This is a genomic window from Riemerella anatipestifer ATCC 11845 = DSM 15868, from assembly GCF_000252855.1.
Taxonomy (GTDB): domain Bacteria; phylum Bacteroidota; class Bacteroidia; order Flavobacteriales; family Weeksellaceae; genus Riemerella; species Riemerella anatipestifera.
This window is the reverse complement of record NC_017045.1, coordinates 1028131-1050451: the sequence shown is the minus strand read 5'-3', so window position 1 is coordinate 1050451 and position 22321 is coordinate 1028131. Positions and strand designations below refer to the sequence as shown.

General features: G+C 34.4%; 23 protein-coding genes and 1 rRNA gene. 15 read left to right on the top strand and 9 right to left on the bottom strand.

Translation table 11 applies throughout. From position 1 onward, the window contains the following. Positions 1-63: 63 nt before the first annotated feature. The 3 genes from rrf (at position 64) to RA0C_RS05055 (ending at position 2450) form a co-directional block, all read left to right on the top strand. A 5S ribosomal RNA gene (gene rrf, locus RA0C_RS05060) occupies positions 64-171 on the top strand. Positions 172-313: 142 nt separating this feature from the next. Continuing rightward, entirely contained in the window at positions 314-757 is a 444-nt protein-coding gene (locus tag RA0C_RS10550; protein WP_014411269.1) for a hypothetical protein, read from the top strand. Then, the gene (locus RA0C_RS05055) at positions 705-2450 is read left to right on the top strand and encodes a S8 family peptidase (RefSeq protein WP_231919859.1); all 1746 of its coding nucleotides are present in this window, start codon (positions 705-707) and stop codon (positions 2448-2450) included. Before RA0C_RS10550 ends, RA0C_RS05055 begins: the two co-directional genes overlap by 53 nt. Before the next feature lie 78 nt (positions 2451-2528). Here RA0C_RS05055 and RA0C_RS05050 read toward each other — a convergent pair whose 3' ends face one another. Beyond that, complete coding sequence (locus tag RA0C_RS05050; protein ID WP_004918157.1) at positions 2529-3293, bottom strand: enoyl-CoA hydratase/isomerase family protein; 765 nt, start codon at positions 3291-3293, stop codon at positions 2529-2531. A 93-nt stretch (positions 3294-3386) separates the two neighbouring features. Between RA0C_RS05050 and radA the strand changes: the two genes are divergently transcribed. From radA to RA0C_RS05035, 3 genes are read left to right on the top strand one after another with little or no spacing between them, the layout of a single operon-like run. Beyond that, the gene (radA, locus tag RA0C_RS05045) at positions 3387-4736 is read left to right on the top strand and encodes a DNA repair protein RadA (RefSeq protein WP_013446925.1); all 1350 of its coding nucleotides are present in this window, start codon (positions 3387-3389) and stop codon (positions 4734-4736) included. Between the two features lie 46 nt (positions 4737-4782). After that, complete coding sequence (locus RA0C_RS05040) at positions 4783-6423, top strand: Ig-like domain-containing protein (protein WP_004918161.1); 1641 nt, start codon at positions 4783-4785, stop codon at positions 6421-6423. 11 nt (positions 6424-6434) lie between these two features. Then, a complete protein-coding gene (locus tag RA0C_RS05035; protein WP_004918163.1) occupies positions 6435-6899 on the top strand; it encodes a heme-binding domain-containing protein in 465 nt (154 codons plus the stop codon). A 41-nt stretch (positions 6900-6940) separates the two neighbouring features. Here the strand turns inward: RA0C_RS05035 and RA0C_RS05030 are convergent, their stop codons facing one another. Then, positions 6941-7786 (bottom strand): GLPGLI family protein, encoded by an 846-nt coding sequence (locus tag RA0C_RS05030; protein ID WP_017686105.1) that lies wholly within the window; start codon positions 7784-7786, stop codon positions 6941-6943. A gap of 179 nt (positions 7787-7965) precedes the next feature. On the opposite strand from RA0C_RS05030, the gene RA0C_RS05025 reads away from it, so the two are divergent. Both RA0C_RS05025 and RA0C_RS05020 read left to right on the top strand, forming a co-directional pair. Continuing rightward, on the top strand, positions 7966-9390 hold the full coding sequence (locus RA0C_RS05025) for a TlpA family protein disulfide reductase (protein ID WP_013446924.1): 1425 nt from the start codon (positions 7966-7968) through the stop codon (positions 9388-9390). A 221-nt stretch (positions 9391-9611) separates the two neighbouring features. Continuing rightward, positions 9612-11801 (top strand): TonB-dependent receptor family protein, encoded by a 2190-nt coding sequence (locus RA0C_RS05020; protein ID WP_013446923.1) that lies wholly within the window; start codon positions 9612-9614, stop codon positions 11799-11801. A gap of 80 nt (positions 11802-11881) precedes the next feature. Here the strand turns inward: RA0C_RS05020 and RA0C_RS05015 are convergent, their stop codons facing one another. Then, positions 11882-12745 (bottom strand): glycoside hydrolase family 25 protein, encoded by an 864-nt coding sequence (locus RA0C_RS05015; protein ID WP_004918169.1) that lies wholly within the window; start codon positions 12743-12745, stop codon positions 11882-11884. 64 nt (positions 12746-12809) lie between these two features. Here RA0C_RS05015 and RA0C_RS05010 point away from each other — a divergent pair, with 64 nt between their 5' ends. From RA0C_RS05010 to RA0C_RS04990, 5 genes are all read left to right on the top strand, one after another. Next, positions 12810-13289: a BON domain-containing protein gene (locus RA0C_RS05010; protein WP_004918171.1), complete on the top strand. Its 480-nt coding sequence runs from the start codon at positions 12810-12812 to the stop codon at positions 13287-13289. Between the two features lie 10 nt (positions 13290-13299). After that, positions 13300-13716, top strand: coding sequence for an SH3 domain-containing protein (locus RA0C_RS05005; protein WP_004918173.1), 417 nt, complete (start codon positions 13300-13302; stop codon positions 13714-13716). Between the two features lie 115 nt (positions 13717-13831). Further along, positions 13832-15082 (top strand): dicarboxylate/amino acid:cation symporter, encoded by a 1251-nt coding sequence (locus RA0C_RS05000; RefSeq protein ID WP_004918175.1) that lies wholly within the window; start codon positions 13832-13834, stop codon positions 15080-15082. Between the two features lie 57 nt (positions 15083-15139). Then, positions 15140-16243: an Mrp/NBP35 family ATP-binding protein gene (locus tag RA0C_RS04995; RefSeq protein ID WP_004918177.1), complete on the top strand. Its 1104-nt coding sequence runs from the start codon at positions 15140-15142 to the stop codon at positions 16241-16243. Between the two features lie 33 nt (positions 16244-16276). Next, on the top strand, positions 16277-16513 hold the full coding sequence (locus tag RA0C_RS04990; protein ID WP_004918179.1) for a NifU family protein: 237 nt from the start codon (positions 16277-16279) through the stop codon (positions 16511-16513). 62 nt (positions 16514-16575) lie between these two features. Here RA0C_RS04990 and RA0C_RS04985 read toward each other — a convergent pair whose 3' ends face one another. From RA0C_RS04985 to RA0C_RS04960, 6 genes are all read right to left on the bottom strand, one after another. Then, positions 16576-17010, bottom strand: coding sequence for an exosortase F system-associated membrane protein (locus tag RA0C_RS04985; RefSeq protein ID WP_004918183.1), 435 nt, complete (start codon positions 17008-17010; stop codon positions 16576-16578). Then, entirely contained in the window at positions 16994-17521 is a 528-nt protein-coding gene (xrtF, locus tag RA0C_RS04980; RefSeq protein WP_004918186.1) for an exosortase family protein XrtF, read from the bottom strand. The genes RA0C_RS04985 and xrtF overlap by 17 nt, the downstream gene beginning before the upstream one ends. 104 nt (positions 17522-17625) lie before the next feature. Further along, positions 17626-18600, bottom strand: coding sequence for a deoxyhypusine synthase family protein (locus RA0C_RS04975; protein WP_004918190.1), 975 nt, complete (start codon positions 18598-18600; stop codon positions 17626-17628). A 151-nt stretch (positions 18601-18751) separates the two neighbouring features. After that, entirely contained in the window at positions 18752-19417 is a 666-nt protein-coding gene (locus tag RA0C_RS04970; protein WP_004918191.1) for a DUF937 domain-containing protein, read from the bottom strand. A 47-nt stretch (positions 19418-19464) separates the two neighbouring features. Then, positions 19465-19965: a DUF2480 family protein gene (locus RA0C_RS04965; protein ID WP_004918194.1), complete on the bottom strand. Its 501-nt coding sequence runs from the start codon at positions 19963-19965 to the stop codon at positions 19465-19467. 29 nt (positions 19966-19994) lie between these two features. Beyond that, the gene (locus RA0C_RS04960) at positions 19995-20762 is read right to left on the bottom strand and encodes a DUF3108 domain-containing protein (protein ID WP_013446921.1); all 768 of its coding nucleotides are present in this window, start codon (positions 20760-20762) and stop codon (positions 19995-19997) included. Between the two features lie 137 nt (positions 20763-20899). On the opposite strand from RA0C_RS04960, the gene RA0C_RS04955 reads away from it, so the two are divergent. Further along, the gene (locus RA0C_RS04955) at positions 20900-21952 is read left to right on the top strand and encodes an NAD(P)/FAD-dependent oxidoreductase (RefSeq protein ID WP_013446920.1); all 1053 of its coding nucleotides are present in this window, start codon (positions 20900-20902) and stop codon (positions 21950-21952) included. Between the two features lie 5 nt (positions 21953-21957). Further along, entirely contained in the window at positions 21958-22287 is a 330-nt protein-coding gene (locus tag RA0C_RS04950) for a 2Fe-2S iron-sulfur cluster-binding family protein (protein ID WP_004918202.1), read from the top strand. Positions 22288-22321 lie beyond the last annotated feature (34 nt).

Genomic DNA, 22321 nt, shown 5'->3' with positions numbered 1-22321 from the left:
TCTTTGTGATGAAAATTACCGATAAAAAGAATTAGGACACACTAATTTTTATATAAAGAACTTTAGGGTGGTTTTAGCGGTGGGGCTCACCTGTTCCCATTCCGAACACAGAAGTTAAGCCCACCAGCGCCGATGGTACTACGAAAGTGGGAGAGTAGGTCGCCGCCAGTTTTTATTTTTGAAAAGCCTCTAGCAGTAATGCTAGAGGCTTTTTTTGTTTGGAGTGTTCAGATATAGAAGTTTATAATTTATTTAAAGTTAAAATTAGAAACTTAATAATAAATAACTACCTTTGTGAGTGAAAAAAAATGAAATGAAAAAAATTATATTTGTAATTTATGTAGGTTTTAGTGGAGTTATTGCTGCTCAAAACCAAAACACATCTCTTGAGAAAAAATTAGAACAGGATAAAAATGACCTGTTTTCAAAATTTGATTTTTATAAAAGTAAATTGCTTTCTAATAAAACTTTAGATAAAAATTTTTCTACAGTAGCAGTAAAAAAATTAGAAAGTAAGCTATTTAGTAAAAGGAAAAAAATTGATTTCTTTTTTGCTGGTAAGCCTTACTTTTTTAATGCTAAAGATTTAGACCAGATACAGAATTCTAATGCAGATTTTATTCAAGATGGTAGAGTTTCAGGACTTGCAAAAAGTTATAATGGGGAAAACATAAAGGTATCTGTGTTTGACGGAGGGAAAGTCTATGAGAAACACGATGACTTTGGAGGTACTACAAGCAAGCACCAGAATAACTAATAAAGAACAAATTTCTTCAGATTATAGTGCACACGCAACAGCAGTTACTAGTATGATGGGAGGTATAGGACATACTATAGGTGATGGGACTATTTCTGGCAATACTAAAGGGATTATGCCTAAAGCTACTTTTGATAGTTATAATTTTATGACCTCTACTTTAGATGGGGAGAGTGCGGATAAAACAGTATATCAAAAAATATTACTTTCTAAGGCCTATCTTTCTAACCATTCGTATGGTATAAATCCAGGTTGGAGTTACGAAGAGGCAGGTGAAATGGGAGAAGGTTTCTACTGGGGAGGTGCTTATGATACAGCAACTAAATTGTCTTATGATTTGAATGGAGCCTATCTTAGTAATGATCAAAAATATGATGATATAGTTTATGAAAATCCTTCTATGATTTTAGTTAAATCAGCAGGGAATTCCTTTGGTGATGGTCCTTCAGGTACCAGTCTAAACTCTTATTATGAAGATGATAATGGAAATTATGTTCAGTTTACGCAGGCTGATACTTTACCTAGTAATAACTGTTCTGAAGGTTATGACTGTATAGGACCTGGTTCTTTGGCTAAAAATATTATAGTAGTTAGTGCTACGGAAAAAATAACCTCAAATAATAAAAGATATAGTCAATCTACCAATGTAGTAAAAGCTGATTATAGTAGTGCAGGTCCTAGAGATGATGGTGCTGTAAAACCTGATATTGCAGGTGTGGGGAGTGATATTTTTTCTGCATCGTCATCTAGTACAGGAAGTAATGAGTGGGCTTATGGAAGTGGAACTTCTTATTCAGCTCCTCAAGTTACAGGGATTATAGGGCTGTGGATACAAATTTATAAAGATTTGTTTAGTGGTAATAGCTTAGATGCAGCATCGGCGAAAACACTTTTGGTACATTCGGCGGACGAAGCAGGAAATGTAGGTCCAGATGCTTGGTTTGGTTGGGGATTTGCTAATGCACAAAAAGGAGCAGAACTTCTTGTAAAGAAAAGTAACGACGAAATTATTTTTGAAACTAAGCAACTGAAAAACGGAGATAAGGATGTTGTTACATTGAGTACCGACGGTAAGCAATCACTTAAGGCGACTATAAGCTGGGTAGATCCTTCGTATAAAAAAATTCCTGAAACTTACGGAGATGCCCATAACAATAGAACTTCTAAATTAGTAAATGATTTGGATTTAAGAATCATCAATGAAAAAACAGAGGAGGTGTATTACCCTTGGAAGTTGAATATCAATAGTCCAATGGCTGCAGCTACTAAAGGAGATAATACAGTAGATAATGTGGAACAAATTTTAATAGATACCCCAGCTTCGGGAACGTATAGGGTAGAAGTGTCTCATAAAGGTAAGATACTTGATAATTCAGGCACTGAAGCCCAAACTCAAAATTATAGCATTATGGTTTCTGGATATACGGAGATTGTATTAACGACTCAGTCTATTGATAAGCCATCGGGTGAGGTTGCGTTGCAAGATGCCTTGGTAACTTCTAGTATTACTTTTGTTAATCCTCATTTAATTACTTCTCCTGTGTATATGTATGATATGTCTGGAAGGTTAGTCCAAACCATAAAGAGTAATTTTTCACAATCTATTGATATATCAGGTTTGACACCAGGTGTGTATATATTAAATATGATGACGAAAAACGGTGAGGTTACTAAGAAATTTATCAAGAAGTAATATTTTATTTAATAAACATCGCCCCAAATTTCAAAATTTGGGGCGATTTATTTTATCTTCAAATGAGTTTTTTGATTGTTATTTTTTAGCTAATCGTGCTTTAATCTTTTGTATGCTTTCTTTTGCAGTAGCCTCTAATACTAGACTTGCACTCATTAGAATTCGGTCAGGCATAATGCTATCAAAATACTCTGTTCCTTCCCAAGATACTTTTTTAATGAGAGCCAATGCGTCTGTGCTCCTTTCCGACAACTGTTTCAAAAATACTTCTAATTTCTCGTCCATAGAAATTATATTTTCCGAAATGTGATGGTAGATGTGATTTCTTTCCGCCCATTCGGCACTTCTAAACTCTGTATCTAAGGACATTGCAGAAAACTGTGATTTTCCTATCTTTCGCTCCACAAATGGACCAATAACAAATGGACCAATTCCTAAATTAATTTCTGTAAGTGCTAAGGCAGCTTCTTTTGTAGCGAAGCAATAGTCTGCCGCACAAGCAATGCCCACGCCACCACCTGTAACCTTACCCTGAACTCTTACAACTACTATTTTGCCACAATTCTTCATAGCGTTTAATACCTTAGCAAAACCTCCAAAAAATCTTTCAGAAGCCTCTAGATTATCAATTTCTAGCAACTCATCAAAGCTTGCACCTGCACAAAATGCTTTTTCTCCGTAAGATTTAAGTAATATTGCCTTTACTTCTTCTTTCGCTCCTTCGGATAAAATAGTTTGAGCTAATTGTTCTAAAATATGCCTTGGCAAAGAGTTACTTTTAGGCGTTCCAAAAGTAATATGTGCAATATGATTTTTAATTTCTGAATTTACAAAAGCTTCCATTTTTTATTGACTTTAGATTTATATTCTACGCTTTGCTAATTTAAGAAAATTTATTTTGTAAATTGCGTTTTCATTTTTAATAGACCTTCAGAAGTGGCTAAATTAAAAACAGTATATTATTGTCAGAATTGTGGTTCACAACATTCCAAATGGCACGGGCAATGCCAAAATTGTGGACAATGGAATACTTTAGTGGAAGAGATTGCAGAAAAAACAACCTCTAAAAATTATGCAGGAGATTTTGGAAGACAACACCTCATCAATATCATAGAAGTAGAAACACAAGCTGAACAACGCATTAAAACTCCAAGCGAAGAACTTAACAGAGTTTTGGGTGGCGGTATTGTTTTAGGTTCGGTAACTCTTATTGGCGGAGAACCAGGTATAGGGAAATCTACACTACTATTGCAATTAGCCCTTAAAATGAAGAAAAAAATCCTCTATGTTTCTGGGGAAGAAAGTGCCTCTCAAATCAAAATGAGAGCAGATAGACTAACGGAACTCCAAAATCCGAATTGTTTTTTATACACCGAAACTTCAATAGAGAAAATTTTACACGAAGCCAAAAAACTTCAGCCTGATTTTATGATTGTGGATTCCATACAAACTCTGCACTCGCAGGTGATGGAGAGTTCCCCAGGTACGGTATCTCAGATTAGAGAATGTGCTTCGGAAGTTATAAAGTTTGCAAAAGCGACTAACACGCCTGTTTTTTTAGTGGGACACATTACTAAAGATGGACAAATAGCTGGACCAAAAGTATTGGAGCATATGGTAGATGTAGTTCTTAATTTTGATGGTGATAAAAACCATTTGTTTAGACTTTTAAGAGCAAATAAAAATCGTTTTGGTTCTACGGCGGAGATTGGTATTTATGAGATGATTTCGGCAGGATTGAAAGAAATTAAAAATCCTTCGGAAGTGCTTATTACTAAAAAATCTGAGGAATTTTCAGGGAATGCGGTGGCAGTAACGCTAGAAGGTAACCGCCCTATGTTGCTAGAAATACAAGCCCTTGTAAGTACAGCCGTGTATGGTACACCACAGAGAAGTTCTACGGGGTTTGATGCTAAAAGACTCAATATGCTTTTGGCAGTTTTAGAGAAACGCTCTGGTTTTCAGCTCGGAGCTAAAGATGTATTTTTAAACATTACAGGAGGTATTAAAACAGACGACCCCGCTCTAGATTTGGCTGTGGTAGCTGCTATCTTATCTTCCAACGAGGATGTTGCAGTGTCGGAGCATTATTGTTTTGCTGGGGAAATTGGTCTTAGTGGAGAAATTCGTCCTGTGCCACAAATAGAAAAACGCATCTCCGAAGCCGAAAAATTAGGCTATCATAAAATTTTTGTTTCTAAACAAAATAAGATACCAAAGAAAAAACACGATATAAAGATTGTGGAAGTTTCTAAAATAGAAGACTTTCACGAAGAGATATTTTAAGCATTCATCTTGTTTAAAAACCTTACTTTTGCCTAAATAAAAGAAAATGAAAAAAGTTTTTTTTCTGCTTATCCTTAGTCTTATAATGCACTCTTGTGCCAGAGTAGGGGCTCCTGTGGGAGGGGATAAGGATACTTTGGCTCCTCGTTTTTTAGGAGCTAATATAGACAGTTCTAGAACCAAAGTGCCTCTACTTATAAGAGAGTTAAGACTGGATTTTGACGAATATGTCAATTTAAAAGATATTCAGAAACAGCTCATTATTTCGCCACCTATTAAAAATATAAAGAAGATTATCCCTTCTAATCTTGCCAACAAATATGTATTGATACAGTGGGGAGATACTCTACAAGCCAATACCACTTACAGCTTTAATTTTGGTAATGCCATTGTAGATAATAACGAAGGTAATATTTTGCCATATTTTAATTTTGCTTTTTCTACTGGGGAAAAATTGGATAGTCTCTACCTTGCAGGAACGGCACAAAACGCTCTATCTACGAACAGTGAGGCTCAGTCTAAATCTAATATAGTGGTGGGGCTTTATAAGGTTTCGGATAGTATCAATTTTAGAGAAAAACCTTACTACATTACTAAAGCTGATAAGGACGGCTATTTTGAGTTAGAATATCTAGCTCAAGGCAAGTATAAAGTCATCGCTTTTGATGATGAGAATATGAACTCGGTGTATGATAAAGGTAAAGAAAATCTAGGTTTTATTAAAGATGAACTTAATATTACTAAAGGTGTTTCTGGGCTTAAACTCACGCTTTATCCACCTAAAAAAGAGATAAAATATAAAGAAATAAAAGCCATAGATGGAGGTCTTTTACTCCTTTTTGAAGGTAAACCCGAAAAAATAGAAGTGAAGGAAATTACAGGTCTAGTACAAGATTATAAAGTTTCTCATCAGAAGTTTTCAGATTCTGTAAGAGTTTGGTTTGATGCCCAAAAGGAAAATTTAAGCTCCACCCAAGGGACTAACCTCAAATTCAGTTATGATACCAAGGTAAAAAAAGATACCGTTCAGATATTCTATCGTACCAATCCTAAGGAAGAATTTACGCTTAAAAATAATGAGGGACATTTACTTCCGCCCAATCACCCATTTAAGATTACAGCTAATATGGAGTTAAAAGAACTCAACACCCAACAATGGGAACTAAAGGTAGATTCTACTCATCAACAACCTTTTAAAGCTAAAATAGCTGAAACTTCACCCAATACCATCATTATTGAAAGTGATTTTCAAAAAGAAAAAAAATACCACTTATTTATTCCGAAGGAAAGTGTAAGTTCTTTCTATAAGTCTAATGCTAAACCTTATGTTTTTGAATTCGAGGCAGACTCGCCCCAAAACTATGGTTCTGTAACAATAAGGCTTAAAAATAAACCGTCTGCTCCCTTTTGGATAGAACTTCTAGACCAGCAAAACAAAGTATTATCTAGCAGAAAAACTACCGAAGCGGAACATAAATTCACAGAACTGAAACCTAGCACTTATTATGTAAGACTCTTAGTAGATAATAACGGTAACGGCATTTGGGATACCGCTGATTTAGCGACTAATACTCCTGCCGAAGATTACTTTGTTTTCCCTAAGAAAATAGAAGCCAGACAGCTATGGGATTTGGTAGAAGATTGGGAACTTCCCAAACAAGAAGTATCAACAACCGAAAACAACTAGAAAGAAAACTAATGAGAAAAATATTTAAAATAGCTTTGTGGACTGTATTAGGTCTGTTACTGATACAACTTATCCCAATAGACCGCACTAACCCTCCAGTAAACGAAAAGGATAATTTCGTAAGGATGGAAAATACGCCTAAAGAGGTAGAAGTGCTTTTAAAAAAAGCTTGTTACGACTGCCATTCTAACGAAACTAAATACCCTAGCTATGCCTACATTGCACCTATATCTTGGAGCATAAAACACCACATTAACGAAGGAAGAAAGCACCTTAACTTCTCCGTGTGGAATACTTATAACGAATATCTAAAAAAAGGAGCTTTGGAAGGAAGTATAGAAACTATAAAACGCCACGAAATGCCACTAAAAGGCTATGTGGCACAACACCCAGAAGCACAACTTTCTCAAAAACAAAGACAGCTTTTGCAAGATTATTTCCAAAAGCTACTAGATGAGGAGGTTTATAAAAAATAAGTCTATTACATTGTAATAGACTTATTTTTATCAATAATGTACTAATTTTCTAACTCAATAGGATTGTATCCTTTCTTTTCCAACTCATCTCTTTTTTGTTTTTCTCTCAATGCAGTGGTTTGCTCAGGTGAGAGAACAACACCATCATTTTTCATTGATTGTAATAAGTTCTTCCTAAAACTATCTTTCGTAACCTCTAACTCCTGCTTTGTAACAGATATAGAATTATCATAGCGTTTTTTGTTTATACCTACTATCTTTCCTTTTAAATCTCGACTAGGTAATGATTTTACTAACTCAAAATCGTACTCACCTTTTTTGTCCGTCATTTTTATAATCAAACCCGGTAGTCCTCCAAACTTATAAGGTCCATAAGGGAAAGGAATTTCAGCAGAGTACCAAGCAATCCAATCTCTGCCCTTAAATCTTAACTCTGCTTTTTTACAACTAAAAGAGTTAACTAGTTTTGTTTCATCAACTAATTTCCAGCTATTGATTTTAGATTCGTGATAAGAAAGAACAGAAGTTCCTACAGTTCCATAGAAAATAGTTTTATCATTTTCTTGCACGATTAAGAATTTAGAATTCGTTTTTGGAAATGATTTACCACTAAAATTAACAGATTTTGAATCACTTCTGATAGCTGTATTCATTTCATTAGTAAAAATAGAATCATACTTTAATAAGTTTTCACTAATAAAAAATGAGCGATTATCACTAACTTGAAGAGAAAACAGCTCTTGATAAATATTTTCGGGGTACAAATTATTAGGTTTGGACTTCAATAGATAAGTAAAACTTCCGCGTAATGAATCACTTTTATACGCTTGTGCACCAATGCATATAAATGACAATAGTGTAATAATTAAAATACATTTTTTAAACATAGATATTATAAACATTAAATGCAATAATAGTTAATTTTTATTTTTTATAAGCCTTTTTTATTAAATTCCAAATCAGCAATCAATGAGGTCGTTAAAAAAATGTTCATTTCTCTGTACCTATTTTTTTACCGAGTTTTATTAACTACCTTTGCGATTGTAAAAAATAATCATTTATATCTATGAAAAAATATCTTTTGTTAGTACTTTTTGCCATTCTAATGGTATCTTGTTCTAAAAATGAAGTTCAAATTTCGGGCACGCTTAAAAATGCTTCTCCTTTGGATAGGATAGAACTCATCAATGTATCTAGTGCCAGCTCGTTGCCTATTATGAATATAGGAGTAGATGCTAAAGGCAACTTTTCCGCAACGCCAAAAATAGAGGAAGACGGCATTTATCTAATAACCTACGCAAGGCAGATGAATTTTATATATCTTAAAAAAGGAGATAATATTAAAATTACGGCTGATGCTACAGAATTTCCTAGAAAAATGAAAATCTTAGGAGATGGCGAAAAAAACAATGAGTTTCTTACTCAAATGCAATCTTATATAGAGGGTTATATGAGCAAGATAGATATGCAACTTATGTCTAAACCCGAAAAAGAGTTCATTGCAGCAGTTAAAAAAATACAAACAGATGTAGATAAGAAAATAGAAGAGCTTAAGTCTAAAACAAAGCCAGATTCTGAAGTAGTAGAATGGAAATCAGACGAGATGAAAGTAAACCTACTAATGATTACCGAACAGTATGCGGCTATGCACGGTGTAGCTACTGGGAATCCTAGCTTCAAGCCTTCAGCTGAATTTACAAAATATCAAGACGGTCTAAAAGGAGATGAGAAAAAGTGGATAAAAACTCTGCCTACTTATAGAAGCTACTTACTTATTAAGAGTCAAGAAGGGTTTACCAACTTTATGAATACACTTCAAAACAAAGAAATCTCTACCACTGAAGCCTTTGTTAAGTATATAGAAGGCAAAAAAGATATTGACCAATATACGAAAGACCACCTAATTGCTTTTATTGCAACACAATACGATTTACAACCTCAACACCCAAGAATTAAGCAAGTAATGGAAGTGGTTAATAAATCTATTAAAGACAACCAGATAAAGAAAGAGTTAGAAAAAGTTAAACTCGCTATACAAGGTATTGAAGTTGGGCAGAAAGCTCCTAGCGTTGATTTAGTTAATAATAAAGGAGAAAAAGTGAGTTTATCTAAATATGAGGGTAAACCAAGTGTTTTAGTATTTTATGCTTCTTGGAATCCTTATGTATCTGAAAGTCTTACTCCTTCTGTAAAGCAACTTGCAACTCAATATGGAGGCAAAGTTAATTTGGTAATGATAAATCTAGATGATACTGAAGACCAGTTCAAAAAGACTGAAGCTGCTATGTTTAAAGGATTAAAAGTGGAAAGCTTGTATGCTAAAAACGGTATGAATTCTGAAACTGCTGATAAATTTGGTATTTATGGATTTAAATTACCGAGTGCTGTCGTAATAGATAAAGATGGTAAAGTGGCTAGTCCTGCAGCTATAGGTAATATAGATATGCAGATAGTAGATGCTTTAAACAAACTATCTACTGCAAAGAAGTAAAATAATTTTATTTAAAAATAACAAAATCGGGCTATTTCATAGAGATAGCCCGATTTTGTTATATAAAGATATGATAAAAATCATCGGTTATAAATCATTTGTTTTTCAATCAATTAAATATAGTGTCTTTCCTTTATTTAGAATTATCCTAAATAGATTTTGTGTAATTATTCAGATATTATAACTTTGTAAAAACATTTAACAATTCTAAATAAATTGCAATGAAAAAACAATTTTTACCTCTTATACTATTAGCTTCGGCGACCTCATTTGCTCAAGAAGCAGATTCTTTAAATTCACGTACTATAGACGAAGTCGTTATTCAGTCACAAACCATTTTTACCAATAAAGACAAAAATGAAAAAGCAAGTTCGTTCATCTACATTGGTACTAAAGAGTTACAAAAATATAATTACTCCGATGTTAACCGTGTGCTTATGGGAAAAACGGGAGTTCATGTGGTAGAGGAGGAAGGTTTTGGGTTGCGTCCTAACATTATCATTAGAGGAGCTTCTTCGCTTAGAAGTTCGTCTATCAATTTAATGGAAGATGGTGTTTTAGCTGCACCTGCTCCTTACGTAGCACCTGCAGCTTACTACTTCCCTACTATGGGAAGAATGGCTGGTGTAGAAATTCTTAAAAGTAGTGGACAAATTATGTATGGTCCCAACACTATTGGAGGGAGTATGAATATGCTTTCTACCCAAGTGCCTAATAAGTTTTCAGGGTTTTTAAATGCCTCTTATGGTAGTTTCAACACCTATAAAGTACATACTCATGTAGGAGATAAAATTGGTAAGTTTGGATATTTAGTAGAATATTTTACTAATAATTCTGATGGTTTTAAAGAACTCCCAAATGGGAAAAATACCGGATTTGCACTTAATGATGGTATGATAAAATTGTTGTACGATAATTCTGATGCCGCTATTCCTAATAAACTTCAATTGAAGTTCCAAGCCTCTAAGCAAAACTCTAATGAAACTTATATGGGAATTTCTAAACGAGATTTCAATAGAAATGCATATCAGCGTTACTTATCATCGGAACTGGATAATATCGAAGTTAATCAACGGCAATATTTGTTGTCTTATCAAATAGAACCTAGTAAAAAACTTCACTTAAATTTTGATGCTTATAGAAATGAAGTTAAAAGAAATTGGTACAAAGTGAATGATGTTAAAGCTGGAGGTAACAAAGTAGGGCTTTCTAATGCTTTAGAAATGGCTGATAACTCTAACGAAATGCTGGCTTTAAAAGGAGCTTACAATGCAGATAATACTATTTATATAAGACATAACGATAGAGATTATATTTCACAAGGGCTTCAGTTCAACGGACATTATCATTTAGGTAAAACGGGAATGGTTCGCTTTGGGGCGAGATACCACTACGACAGCCAAGACCGTTTTCAAGCAGATGATGAATATCTTTCTACATCACAAGGTTTAGCACTAAAAAAACGAGGAAATGCAGGCTCTCAAGACAATAGAATAGAAGATGCTAATGCTACAGCCTCTTATCTTCAATATCAACAAGAGTTTGGAGCTCTTGTTGCCACTGCAGGGGTAAGATATGAAAACATCACTCTAAGACAAAGAAACTATGGGCGTTCTGATGCGGATAGAACGGGTAAAGATTTAAAAACTACGACTAACAAAGTAGAATCTTGGATACCAGGGCTATCCTTACTTTATAAAATAAATGATGGTTTAAAAGTGTTCGGTAGTGTTCACAAAGGGTTTTCGCCTCCAGGAATTCAACAAGGACAAAAGGAAGAAAGAAGTTGGAACTACGAACTAGGAACAAGATTTAATAACAACTTTGTAGACGCTGAATTGATAGGCTACATCAACGATTATTCTAACCTACTAGGTGCAGATACCAATGTTATGGGTGGCAACACAGGGCAAGGCGATTTATACAATGCAGGAGAAGTGTTGATAAGAGGTATAGAAGCACAATTAAGATACACCATCAGCGGAAAAGATAGTGAAATTAACTTCCCTGTTTCTGTCAATTATACTTACATAGATTCTTCATTTAAGAAAGATTTCCAATCTCAAGTATTTGGAGCAATTAAAGAAGGTGATGCTCTACCATTTATTCCTAAAGAACAACTAAGTATAGAAGCGGGAGCGAACATCAAAAACTTTAGATTCTCTGCTATTTGGAGATACAGAGGTGATTTTAGCAATAAGGTTTGGCAAGGGTCTATACCAGAGGCTAATCTAGTTCCATCTATGAACATACTAGACGCCTCTATTTCTTACAAGGTAAACAGAAATGCAACTGTTTATGCTAACGCTCAAAATCTACTTAACCAAACCTATTTATCCTCACTTAATCCTTCAGGATACAGACCAGGTATGCCAAGATTTGTAAATGTGGGTGTAAGAATTAGCTTATAATAAAACGCACTAATCTAATATAGTTTTTCATTAAAAAGGAAGGTAACCCCATGGAGTTACCTTCCTTTTTTTGATTGAATCTAATCTAATTTCATTTTGTCAAACTCCCAAGAATTTCCATTGAAGACATTGAGATCTACTTTTACATTGATGCCTTTTACAATGCCTTTTTCTGTAAACTGCCAAAACAACCAATTATCTTCTTCCGAAGGTACTAAAACATGATTGTAATTAGCCAACCATAGAGGATAACCTTCAAAATCACCTCTTAAATAGTCTTTATAAAAATGATAATAGGTGTAGATAATAGGTTTAGTTCCGTAGGCTTCTTCTACTATTTTAAGCCAAGTCTTTATATCTTCTTTATACTGTTTTACAGATTTTCTTCTAGGTATTTTTTCTATATCTAGCACTGGGCGAAGATCTCCTTTTTCTAGTTTCACTTGGTCTAAAAAATTATTAGCTTGTAAAACAGGATCCTCGTCTGGGCGATAAAAATGATAAGCTCCTCTTGTATAATTATATTTTTTTGCTTGAGTCCAAAAGTATTCAAAATGTTTGTCCTTAGAACTATTGCCCATCGTAGCTCTTAGCACGATAAAATCAATATTTATAGCATCATTTGCAATACTTAGGCTATCCCATTCTATATCTTCTTTTCTTTGATAATGAGATATATCCATACCAAATACCTTATCCTGATACTCAGTAATGATAGTATTTATTCGTTTAGTTTCTGTAATGGAATTCTCTAGTTTTTTATGTTGATGCTTTTTAAAATACATAGCATAATAGAAAAAGACTTTATTTTTGATATAAATACCTGTACCAATAAGGGCTATAGACATTACAAATAGTAATATCCACCTGTAAATCTTTTTTTTGTTTCTCTTGCTTATGTTATTTTTTTTTCTAACTTTGGAGTTATATCTTCGTTTTGGCATAACGCTTGCAAAACTAAGTATAAATTTGTTATAATTTACAAACTTTAAAAATCATTAAAAATTTATGAAAAAAATTTTTCAAACAGCAGCATTAGCTATTTTAGTGTCTTTTACGGCAGTTTCGTGCAAGAAAAAGCCTAACGACGCAGAACTTTCTACCAAAGCTACAGAAGTAGTTAAAGCAAACCCTCAGGCTTCAGTTGAGGTGAAAGATGGGCAAGCTCATTTAAGTGGTGTATTTGCTAGTCAAGCAGAAAAAGACCAAATGATAGCGTCTTTAAAAGCGATACCTGGCATTAAAGATGTTCACGATATGACCACCATAGCAACGCCAGAGCCTGCAGTAGCAGTAAATCAAGTAGATGCAGTAGTTTTACAAAAAGTAAAAGACGCTACTAAAGATTTCCCTAGCGTAAAAGTAGAAGATGTAAATGGTGAGCTTACACTAACAGGAAATGTGCCTTCTTCAGATGCTAGAAAGATAAAAGAGTCTGTAGATGCTCTTAAAATAGGAAAATACAATAACCAACTTACCGTAAAATAATTAAAACACTATGTCATTAACCGATAAATATTCAAGTGTAGTAGCTGCTGCACAAAACGCAGGAGTACAAGACTTATCTGTAAAAGAGCAAGACGGAATTCTATACATTAGTGGTAGTACACAATCTACAGCAACTAAAGATTTAGTATGGAATGCCCTTGGTGCTATTGACCCAAGTTTCACAGCATCAGATATCAATATTGATGTTCAAGTAAAAGGGCTAGAAGTAGGGGCTAGCCTTACTGTAATCACAGAAAGCTCTAACCTTAACCTTCGCAAAGAACCTTCTACAGAAGCTGAAGTTGTAGGTAAAGCTGCAAAGGGAGAAGCCGTAACTTTAGTAGAGATGACTTCCAACGATTGGTGGAAAGTAAAAACTAAAGATGGTGAAGAAGGTTATGCTTACACAAGATACCTTAAAGCTTAGATAAAATAATCTAGATAATTTGATGCCCCTTTCTTAGATATTTCTGAGAAAGGGTTTTTAATTTAAGTCTCCAAAAAAGTTTATATTTGCATTCCAACCTAAAAAATCATTATAGATGAAAGGACAAAATAAACTTTTTATAGCAATATTACTAGGGCTTATTATAGGAATCGGATTAGGCGGATTTGTTCATTTGCAATATCCAGATAGTGCAGAAGGCTTTTCCAAAAACATAAAATTGCTAGGGACCATTTTTATCAGACTTGTTCAGATGATTATTGCTCCGCTTGTATTCACCACTTTGGTAGTGGGTATTGCTAAAATGAGTGATATAAAAATGATAGGTAGAGTAGGTACTAAAGCAATGTTGTGGTTTTTAACGGCTTCTTTAGTTTCTCTAATGATAGGGCTTGTATTTGTAAATTGGCTAGAACCAGGTAAAGTAACTCAACTCCCAGTACAAGATGCAAGTGCGGCGGCAGAAATCGTAAATAACAGTAAAGGCTTCTCACTAGAAGATTTTGTAAAGCATATTATTCCTAAAAGTTTATTTGAAGCTTTTGCCACTAATGAAGTATTGCAAATCGTAGTATTTTCAATAATGTTTGGGGTGGCTCTTTCTCAGTTAGGAGAAGCTCATTCTAAACCAATTATAAAGGCTTTTGATATTTGTGCTCATGCCATTCTTAAAATGGTGGGTTACATTATGTGGGTAGCTCCATTGGGAGTACTGGGTGCTATTGCTGCAGTTGTTGCTACTAATGGTTTTGAGATATTTATGGTTTATGCAGTTTACCTAAGAGACTTTTTCTTTGCATTGGGTATCCTTTGGCTAGTCCTATGTGCCGTTGGTTATTTAATACTTGGGAACAGATTGTTTGATTTATTAAAAAGAATCAAAGAGCCATTACTTATTGCATTCTCAACTACCAGCTCTGAAGCTGTTTTTCCGAAACTTGTAGAAGAACTAGAAAAGTTCGGGGCTAATAATAGAATAGTCTCCTTTATACTACCTTTAGGGTATTCGTTTAATTTGGATGGGAGCATGATGTATATGACCTTTGCGTCTATCTTTATTGCTCAAATTTACGGGGTAGATATGTCTATTGGACAACAAATCACAATGCTTTTGGTTCTTATGCTTACTTCCAAAGGGATTGCAGGTGTGCCTCGAGCTAGTTTAGTAATTATTGTAGCTACCTGTTCTATGTTTGGAATTCCACCAGAAGGCATCGCTCTCATATTACCAATAGACCATTTTTGTGATATGGGAAGAAGTATGACCAATGTACTAGGCAACGCACTAGCAACTTCCGCTGTTTCTAAATGGGAAGGACAACTAGACGCACCTACAGAAAACATATAAAAAGAAAAACACTTACAAAAAATAAATCCTTAAATTTGTACTTCTAAAAAGAGAATAATGATAAAAAAAGATAGAGTATTAGCTTTTTTAAAAGAGGTTGAGGTAGATGACTTGGTGAATAACGTCCAAGTTATGGGTAATGATGTCTATATTGATATGACGGCACATTCTCCAGCAATGCATGAGAAAAAAAAGCTAGAAGCAGCAATGAAACAAGCTTTTGCATCTGAATTTGGGGAAGAAGTGGTTTTAAAGTTGAAAATCGTTTCTCCTGAACCTTCGGAAGCACAACTTAATCAGATTAAAGGAAAAGAAATTCCAGGCATAAAAAACATCATCGCTATTGCATCTGGGAAAGGTGGCGTGGGAAAATCAACAGTAGCCGCCAACCTTGCAATATCTTTAGTTAAAATGGGCTTTAAAGTAGGTTTACTAGATGCTGACATCTACGGTCCATCTGTACCTACTATGTTTGATACTGAAGGGCAAAAACCTATTTCTGTTGAAGAAAACGGCAGAAATCTAATGAAGCCGATTGAAAATTATGGAGTTAAAATGCTATCCATCGGTTATTTTTCTGGAGCTAATCAAGCGGTAGTATGGAGAGGTCCTATGGCTGCAAAAGCTCTCAACCAAATGCTAAGAGACGCTGCTTGGGGCGAATTAGATTTTTTATTGATAGACCTACCTCCAGGAACTGGTGATATTCATCTTTCTATCATACAAGAAGTACCTATAACGGGAGCTGTTATTGTAAGTACGCCACAACATATTGCTCTTGCAGATGTTAAGAAAGGGATTGCAATGTTCCAAATGGAAAGTATCAATATTCCAGTTTTAGGTTTAATAGAGAATATGGCTTATTTTACACCAGAAGAATTACCTGATAATAAGTATTATATCTTTGGTAAACAAGGAGCACAATATATGGCGGAAGATTTAGGCATACCTGTATTGGGCGAAATTCCTCTAATCCAAAGTATAAGAGAAGCGGGTGATGTGGGAAGACCAGCAGCTTTGCAAGATGGTTCTAAAATCGCAGAAATCTATACAGAAACCACTCAGAAAATGGTAGAGAGCTTAGTGGAAAGAAATAAGAATCTACCTCCTACAGAAGCCGTTAAAATAACTACAATGGCAGGGTGTTCTCCAAAAAAATAATTACCATATTATATTTAAAGAATTAAAATAAAGATGGAAAATAATAGTCTAGAAGTAAGAGTAGAAAATGCACTAGAAAGCATTCGCCCTTTTCTTAACAAAGATGGTGGAGATATAGAGCTCATCAAAATAGAAGACACTGTAGTCTATGTGAAATTACTAGGTAACTGCTCTGGGTGTCCTGTAAGTTTCTCTACAATGAAGCTAGGCGTAGAAAATACAGTTAAAGAAAAGGTTCCTGAAATTACACGAGTGGAAAATGTAGAATAGTTTATAAATTATAAAAAAAGGCTTATCTGTAATAAATTAGATAAGCCTTTTTGTCTTGTAATTTAATTCTTATTCTTCACATCCATATAATAAAACATTGGAATGATGAGCAATAAAATTATAGGTTGAATAACAAACCTACGAACATAAAAAGCTAAAAGCAATCCTGAGTCAAATTCCGTATAAACTAGATAGAGATAGATAGGAAAAGTAATCAAAAAAACTAATAACATTAAAACACAAGCTAACATTGTCTTTGTTTTATCTTTAAAAAGAAAATAAACAATGATTAGCGAAAAAAGTAGATTAAGTATCAGCCTAAAAAGATGTCCTAAAACAAGTTTTCCCCACTGAAAAACGGGGAATACTTTGGCTCCATCCATCATTTTGAAATAGATTAAAAAAGGATCATAAAATAGAGTTTCTTCTAAAAAACGAACCCCTATTAAACCAATAATACCGAGTATAACAAATACAAGATTACCTTTGAACTTCATCTTTCAGTACAAAAAATTTAATCCAAATAATCCATAATAAAACCACACTTCCGTAAATAATCGCAGGGAATATATAATCATGGGCAGCTTTACCATAAGATGGATATTCAAGTAGCACTACATTTATTCCAACAATCCTAAGTATGTTTATGATATACAGAAATATAACTCCTGCAAAAACAAAAATAAAAGTATTAAAACCTCTATAAAATGCAAAAATAAATGCTATAAAAAGTATTATTACAGATACAGCATTACAACCTTCCACCATTCTAGACATATACTCCCCACCTACATAATACCACAAAGTATTATGTTCTGGTTGAGGTATGGCTTGTGATGGATACCCTATGTTATTCTGTATCAAAGTACATTGGTTGGCTATATGTATTGACAAGCCATCTAAACCTTCTTGAGTATTTAAATAAAACTGATAAACTCCCAGCAAGACTAAATAAACTAATAAAAATCTTAATAGGATTTTTAGTGTGGGTTTAAAATCTTCAAACATAAAGGGCAAAGGTAATGAAATAACTTATTATTAAAGAAAAACCTCTAAAAGTTGGAAAATAAAAACTTTCTAGAGGTTTTGTGTTTCTGTTATGGTAATTTTTACTACGAATTTTCTAACACATATTGGAACATCAGAGGTGCACAAATCGTAGCATCACTCTCTACAATAAATTTAGGTGTGTCTATATCCAATTTTCCCCAAGTGATTTTCTCATTTGGGACTGCCCCAGAGTATGAACCGTAAGAAGTGGTTGAATCTGATATTTGGCAGAAATAAGACCAAAATGGAATATCATGCATTTCCATATCTTGATAAAGCATTGGTACCACACAGATAGGGAAATCTCCCGCAATACCTCCTCCAATTTGGAAGAAACCAACTCCCTTACCACCACAGTTTTTAGTGTACCAATCAGCTAGATAAGTCATATACTCTATCCCTGATTTCATCGTAGAAGGTTTTAATTCTCCTTTGATACAGTAGCTAGCAAAAATGTTTCCCATTGTAGAATCTTCCCAACCTGGTACAACGATAGGTAAATTTTTCTCCGCTGCTGCTAACATCCATGAGTTCTCTTTCGGTATTTCATAGTACTGCTCAAGTACACCAGATAATAACATTTTATACATATACTCGTGAGGGAAATATCTTTCTCCTTTCGATTCTGCTTCTTTCCAAATTTCTACAATATGTTTCTGAAGTCTTCTAAAAGCCTCCTCTTCTGGAATACAAGTATCCGTTACACGATTAAGACCTCTCTCTAATAAATCCCACTCTTGCTGAGGTGTTAAATCTCTATAATTAGGTACTCTCTCGTAATGAGAATGAGCTACCAGATTCATCAAATCTTCCTCTAAATTAGCTCCTGTACAAGAAATGATTTGAACTTTATCTTGTCTTATCATTTCTGCTAAAATCTTACCCATCTCTGCAGTGGACATTGCTCCCGCTAAGGTAATCATCATTTTACCACCATCTTTTAGGTGTGCTACATAACCCTTAGAAGCATCTACTAATGCAGCAGCATTAAAGTGTAAATAGTATTTTTCTATAAATTCAGTAATCGGTTTACTCATAATTTTTTATTTATCGCAAATATAAGGATTTTTAGATTTATACCTATCTAATCTCATTTACTTAAAAGTAAAAAGTCGAAGTTTATACTTCGACTTTTTTTATCTTATTACTACAATTATTGATTGGTAAAAATCAAACTGTTAATATTTGTTACTTACTGCCACCAAACAATCCACCTAATAGACCGCCTAGTCCTCCACTTTGTTGTTTGTTGTCTCCTCCACCTAAGACACTTCCTAAAATATCATTCAGCGGATTACCGCCTCCTTGTTGTGATTGTCCACCACCTAGAACACTTCCTAGTAAATCCGTAAGAGGATTACCTCCACCACCTTGTTGTGCCTCCTGAGAACCTTGTCCTAAAATACCTCCTAGCAAATCCGAAAGTCCTCCTCCTGAAGTTACATTATTTTCTCTCTTTTGTTTTCCTATATATCCCATAATAACAGGAGCTAACATCGCCATTAGAGGTCCTATTTTATCCATAGAAATCCCTGTATTTTGAGAAAGCTGATTCTCCACAGTTGATTTTTTGTCTCCGAAAATATGACTTAGAATGCTATTACCTTCCTCTTGTCTATTTTCTACCTGGCTTACATCATCTAAGATGCTACCGTCGTGGTCTCTTTCTAAAGCATTATTAAGAGCCTCAGCTTCTTTTTCATCTTTAGATTTATTTCTAAGGTAAGAAATTACCAGTGGTGTTGCCACTACCAATAAAGCCATAATTTGACTTTTGCTAATTCCAAACTTTGATTCTGCTTTTTCTGCTACTTGTGTTCCTGGGTTTCCTGTGATAAGGTCTAATAAACTCATTTTAATTTAAATTTTTATATTGTTTTGTAACCTATCAAAAACCATTCCTAATTTTTAAATATAGGTACATTACTGCATGCTTCCCCGAACATCAAAGATTTAACAATTGGCTTTAATTTTTCAACTAACTCAATATAAGCATTTTCTGGAATATTTTCATCTGTACAACCTTTTACTAAAACTCTTTTATCTTTTAGATTAGAAAAATCATAATCATTTAGAGCTTGATGCATAATGAGTAGCTCTAACTCATCTTTATCACCATAAATTACCTTCTTAGCAACTCCAGATAATTGAGATGCAATCAAAAAATAAGCCCACAAAGGGACAATGGCTTCCGCAGAGTTATAGATGTAAACATAAGCATCTTTATATGAGTCTAACTCTAGCCCCTTCACTTTTTCTCTGAAATCTTTTTCTTTGAGAACCAACTCTTGGAATAAAAATGGTTTCAAATCTATCCCTAACCTTTTCCCTTTAGGCACTAAAGAAGATAAATCAAAATTAACTAATCCGCTTTCTGCGACTTTATTTTTAATCTCTGACATTGCTTTTATAAATGAGTTTAGCCCATCAATTATTTAAAATTGATATTATACTTTACGTTTTTGTAGTCGTCTAGGCTTGCTTTTAAAGAACCGACTGCAAGCTCCGCTTTTAGTTCCACGGGGATATGATTAGCATCGTTTGTTACCCACATTGTTACTCCTTCTTGGTCTTTAAATACTCTTCCACTCATTACCGAAGGGATAATTTTAAGACATTCTACCTTACCAAATTTGGTTCTTTTGGTTTCTACATCTGCAATTCTCAACTGGAAAGGAAACATCTCATCGTCAATCCATACATTCATTTTTATGCTTGTTCCTACTTTTAATGCAGAATTATCTCTACTTCTTAAGTAGTAGAAAGCAGAAAGCATATCTTGTATGCCCTTGACAGATTTTAGAGTTTTAGAACCATTAGATGGCGTTTTCTTGTCGGTTAAAATAAGGGTTTGGTTGGAATGATTAAAAACCGTTTCTAAATGCTGTCTATAACTACCCTCTTGCACATTTCGCACATAGAAACTAGGTAATGCAGTGCTGATATTGATATAACTTTCATAAAGGTCTTCTACCTTGAAAAAAGCCCTTACAGCTCCTGTGGTCTTACCTGTGCCTTTGACATAGTAATGAGGTTCGCCTTTATAGGTTGTCTCCTTAATATTAAGTGTAGCATAGCCTGCGTTTAATATTCCATAATGAATTCTATAAGTCAAAGTTTCTCCAGACTTAATATTAGTAATTTGCGACCACAAACTTGCCGAAATTACAAGAGTCATTAAATATAATATCTTTTTCATACTTTTAAAATTTACAAATACTTTGCCAACTCACCCCATAACATTATGGTTTATGTAACTAAAGTTACGATGTAGTTTCAACAAAATTAGTACTTTTGCAAAGATATATAATTTAATTCCAAAGTTTTTTACATATTATGATTACTACAGATTTACTTATTATAGGAGCAGGACCTACGGGGCTTTTTGCCGTTTTTGAAGCAGGATTATTAAAACTTAAATGCCACATCATAGATGCTTTACCGCAACCTGGTGGACAGTTAGCTGAGCTTTATCCTAAAAAGCCTATTTTTGATATACCAGGTTATCCGTCTGTAAATGCAGGAGAGTTAGTAGATAACTTAATGGAACAAATTAAACAATTTCAACCAGGGTTTACTCTAGCAGAAACCGCCGTAAGTCTAGAAAAGATAGATGATGAATGGTTTGAGGTAATCACCAATAAAGGAACGGTACACCGTGCTAAAGCAGTAGCAATAGCGGGAGGACTAGGGACTTTTGAACCGAGAAAACCTCTTCTAGAAAACTTAGAAAAATATGAGGAAAATGGTGTGGAGTATTTTGTAAAAGACCCAGAAGTTTTTAGAGATAAAAAAATTGTAATTGCAGGGGGCGGAGATTCTGCTTTGGATTGGAGTATTTTCTTATCTAATGTAGCTAAAGAGGTTACTTTGGTACACAGAAGAAATGAGTTTAGAGGAGCGTTAGATTCTGTAGAAAAAGTACAAGAACTGAAAAACCAAGGGAAGATTAACCTTGTTACACCTGCGGAAGTGGTAGAGCTTAAAGGTTCTAACACTTTAGAAAGTATTGTGATAGAGCGTGAGGGTGAGAAAACAGAAATAGAGACAGATTATTTCATTCCTCTTTTTGGACTTACACCAAAGCTTGGTCCTATCGCTGATTGGGGACTAGAAATAGAGAAAAACTCTATAAAAGTAAACAATGCATTGGATTACCAAACCAATAGAGAAGGAATTTATGCTATTGGAGATATCAATACTTACCCTGGTAAATTAAAACTGATTTTATGTGGCTTCCATGAGGCAACTTTAATGTGCCAAAGCGTTTACAACAGGCTTAATCCTGGTAAGAAATATGTGCTAAAATACACTACCGTGAGCGGTGTTGATGGGTTTGATGGGAGTAGAAAAGAGGCAGAGAAAGCCGTTGTTAAAAAAATAGACTAAAAATTATGGCTGATATTCAACTAAAAATTACTGATAGGGAGGGCGTACAGCACGACATAGTAGCTCCCACGGACATGTCTATGAACCTTATGGAGGTGATAAGAGCTTACGAATTGGCAGAGGAAGGTACTGTAGGCGTGTGTGGCGGAATGGCAATGTGTGCGTCTTGCCAAGTTTATATTCTTAATGATGTTCCACTGCCTGAAAAAGGTGATGAGGAAGAAGCAATGCTTTCAGAAGCTTTTGATGTTAAGGATAACTCGCGTCTAGGTTGCCAAATCCATATAACGGAAGAGATAGATGGCTTGGAGGTGGAAATAGCACCTTATTCCTAAAACTAAAACAAACGAGAGGTAGCTAAAGCCTCTC

What these genes read in the sequence shown, in the direction of transcription:
- RA0C_RS10550 (WP_014411269.1), top strand. Translation starts at nt 314, where the DNA reads ATGAAAAAAATTATATTTGTAATTTATGTAGGTTTTAGTGGAGTTATT.
- RA0C_RS05055 (WP_231919859.1), top strand. Translation starts at nt 705, where the DNA reads ATGAGAAACACGATGACTTTGGAGGTACTACAAGCAAGCACCAGAATA.
- RA0C_RS05050 (WP_004918157.1), bottom strand. Translation starts at nt 3,293, where the DNA reads ATGGAAGCTTTTGTAAATTCAGAAATTAAAAATCATATTGCACATATT.
- RA0C_RS05040 (WP_004918161.1), top strand. Translation starts at nt 4,783, where the DNA reads ATGAAAAAAGTTTTTTTTCTGCTTATCCTTAGTCTTATAATGCACTCT.
- RA0C_RS05035 (WP_004918163.1), top strand. Translation starts at nt 6,435, where the DNA reads ATGAGAAAAATATTTAAAATAGCTTTGTGGACTGTATTAGGTCTGTTA.
- RA0C_RS05030 (WP_017686105.1), bottom strand. Translation starts at nt 7,786, where the DNA reads ATGTTTAAAAAATGTATTTTAATTATTACACTATTGTCATTTATATGC.
- RA0C_RS05025 (WP_013446924.1), top strand. Translation starts at nt 7,966, where the DNA reads ATGAAAAAATATCTTTTGTTAGTACTTTTTGCCATTCTAATGGTATCT.
- RA0C_RS05020 (WP_013446923.1), top strand. Translation starts at nt 9,612, where the DNA reads ATGAAAAAACAATTTTTACCTCTTATACTATTAGCTTCGGCGACCTCA.
- RA0C_RS05015 (WP_004918169.1), bottom strand. Translation starts at nt 12,745, where the DNA reads ATGCCAAAACGAAGATATAACTCCAAAGTTAGAAAAAAAAATAACATA.
- RA0C_RS05010 (WP_004918171.1), top strand. Translation starts at nt 12,810, where the DNA reads ATGAAAAAAATTTTTCAAACAGCAGCATTAGCTATTTTAGTGTCTTTT.
- RA0C_RS05005 (WP_004918173.1), top strand. Translation starts at nt 13,300, where the DNA reads ATGTCATTAACCGATAAATATTCAAGTGTAGTAGCTGCTGCACAAAAC.
- RA0C_RS05000 (WP_004918175.1), top strand. Translation starts at nt 13,832, where the DNA reads ATGAAAGGACAAAATAAACTTTTTATAGCAATATTACTAGGGCTTATT.
- RA0C_RS04995 (WP_004918177.1), top strand. Translation starts at nt 15,140, where the DNA reads ATGATAAAAAAAGATAGAGTATTAGCTTTTTTAAAAGAGGTTGAGGTA.
- RA0C_RS04990 (WP_004918179.1), top strand. Translation starts at nt 16,277, where the DNA reads ATGGAAAATAATAGTCTAGAAGTAAGAGTAGAAAATGCACTAGAAAGC.
- RA0C_RS04985 (WP_004918183.1), bottom strand. Translation starts at nt 17,010, where the DNA reads ATGAAGTTCAAAGGTAATCTTGTATTTGTTATACTCGGTATTATTGGT.
- xrtF (WP_004918186.1), bottom strand. Translation starts at nt 17,521, where the DNA reads ATGTTTGAAGATTTTAAACCCACACTAAAAATCCTATTAAGATTTTTA.
- RA0C_RS04975 (WP_004918190.1), bottom strand. Translation starts at nt 18,600, where the DNA reads ATGAGTAAACCGATTACTGAATTTATAGAAAAATACTATTTACACTTT.
- RA0C_RS04970 (WP_004918191.1), bottom strand. Translation starts at nt 19,417, where the DNA reads ATGAGTTTATTAGACCTTATCACAGGAAACCCAGGAACACAAGTAGCA.
- RA0C_RS04965 (WP_004918194.1), bottom strand. Translation starts at nt 19,965, where the DNA reads ATGTCAGAGATTAAAAATAAAGTCGCAGAAAGCGGATTAGTTAATTTT.
- RA0C_RS04960 (WP_013446921.1), bottom strand. Translation starts at nt 20,762, where the DNA reads ATGAAAAAGATATTATATTTAATGACTCTTGTAATTTCGGCAAGTTTG.
- RA0C_RS04955 (WP_013446920.1), top strand. Translation starts at nt 20,900, where the DNA reads ATGATTACTACAGATTTACTTATTATAGGAGCAGGACCTACGGGGCTT.
- RA0C_RS04950 (WP_004918202.1), top strand. Translation starts at nt 21,958, where the DNA reads ATGGCTGATATTCAACTAAAAATTACTGATAGGGAGGGCGTACAGCAC.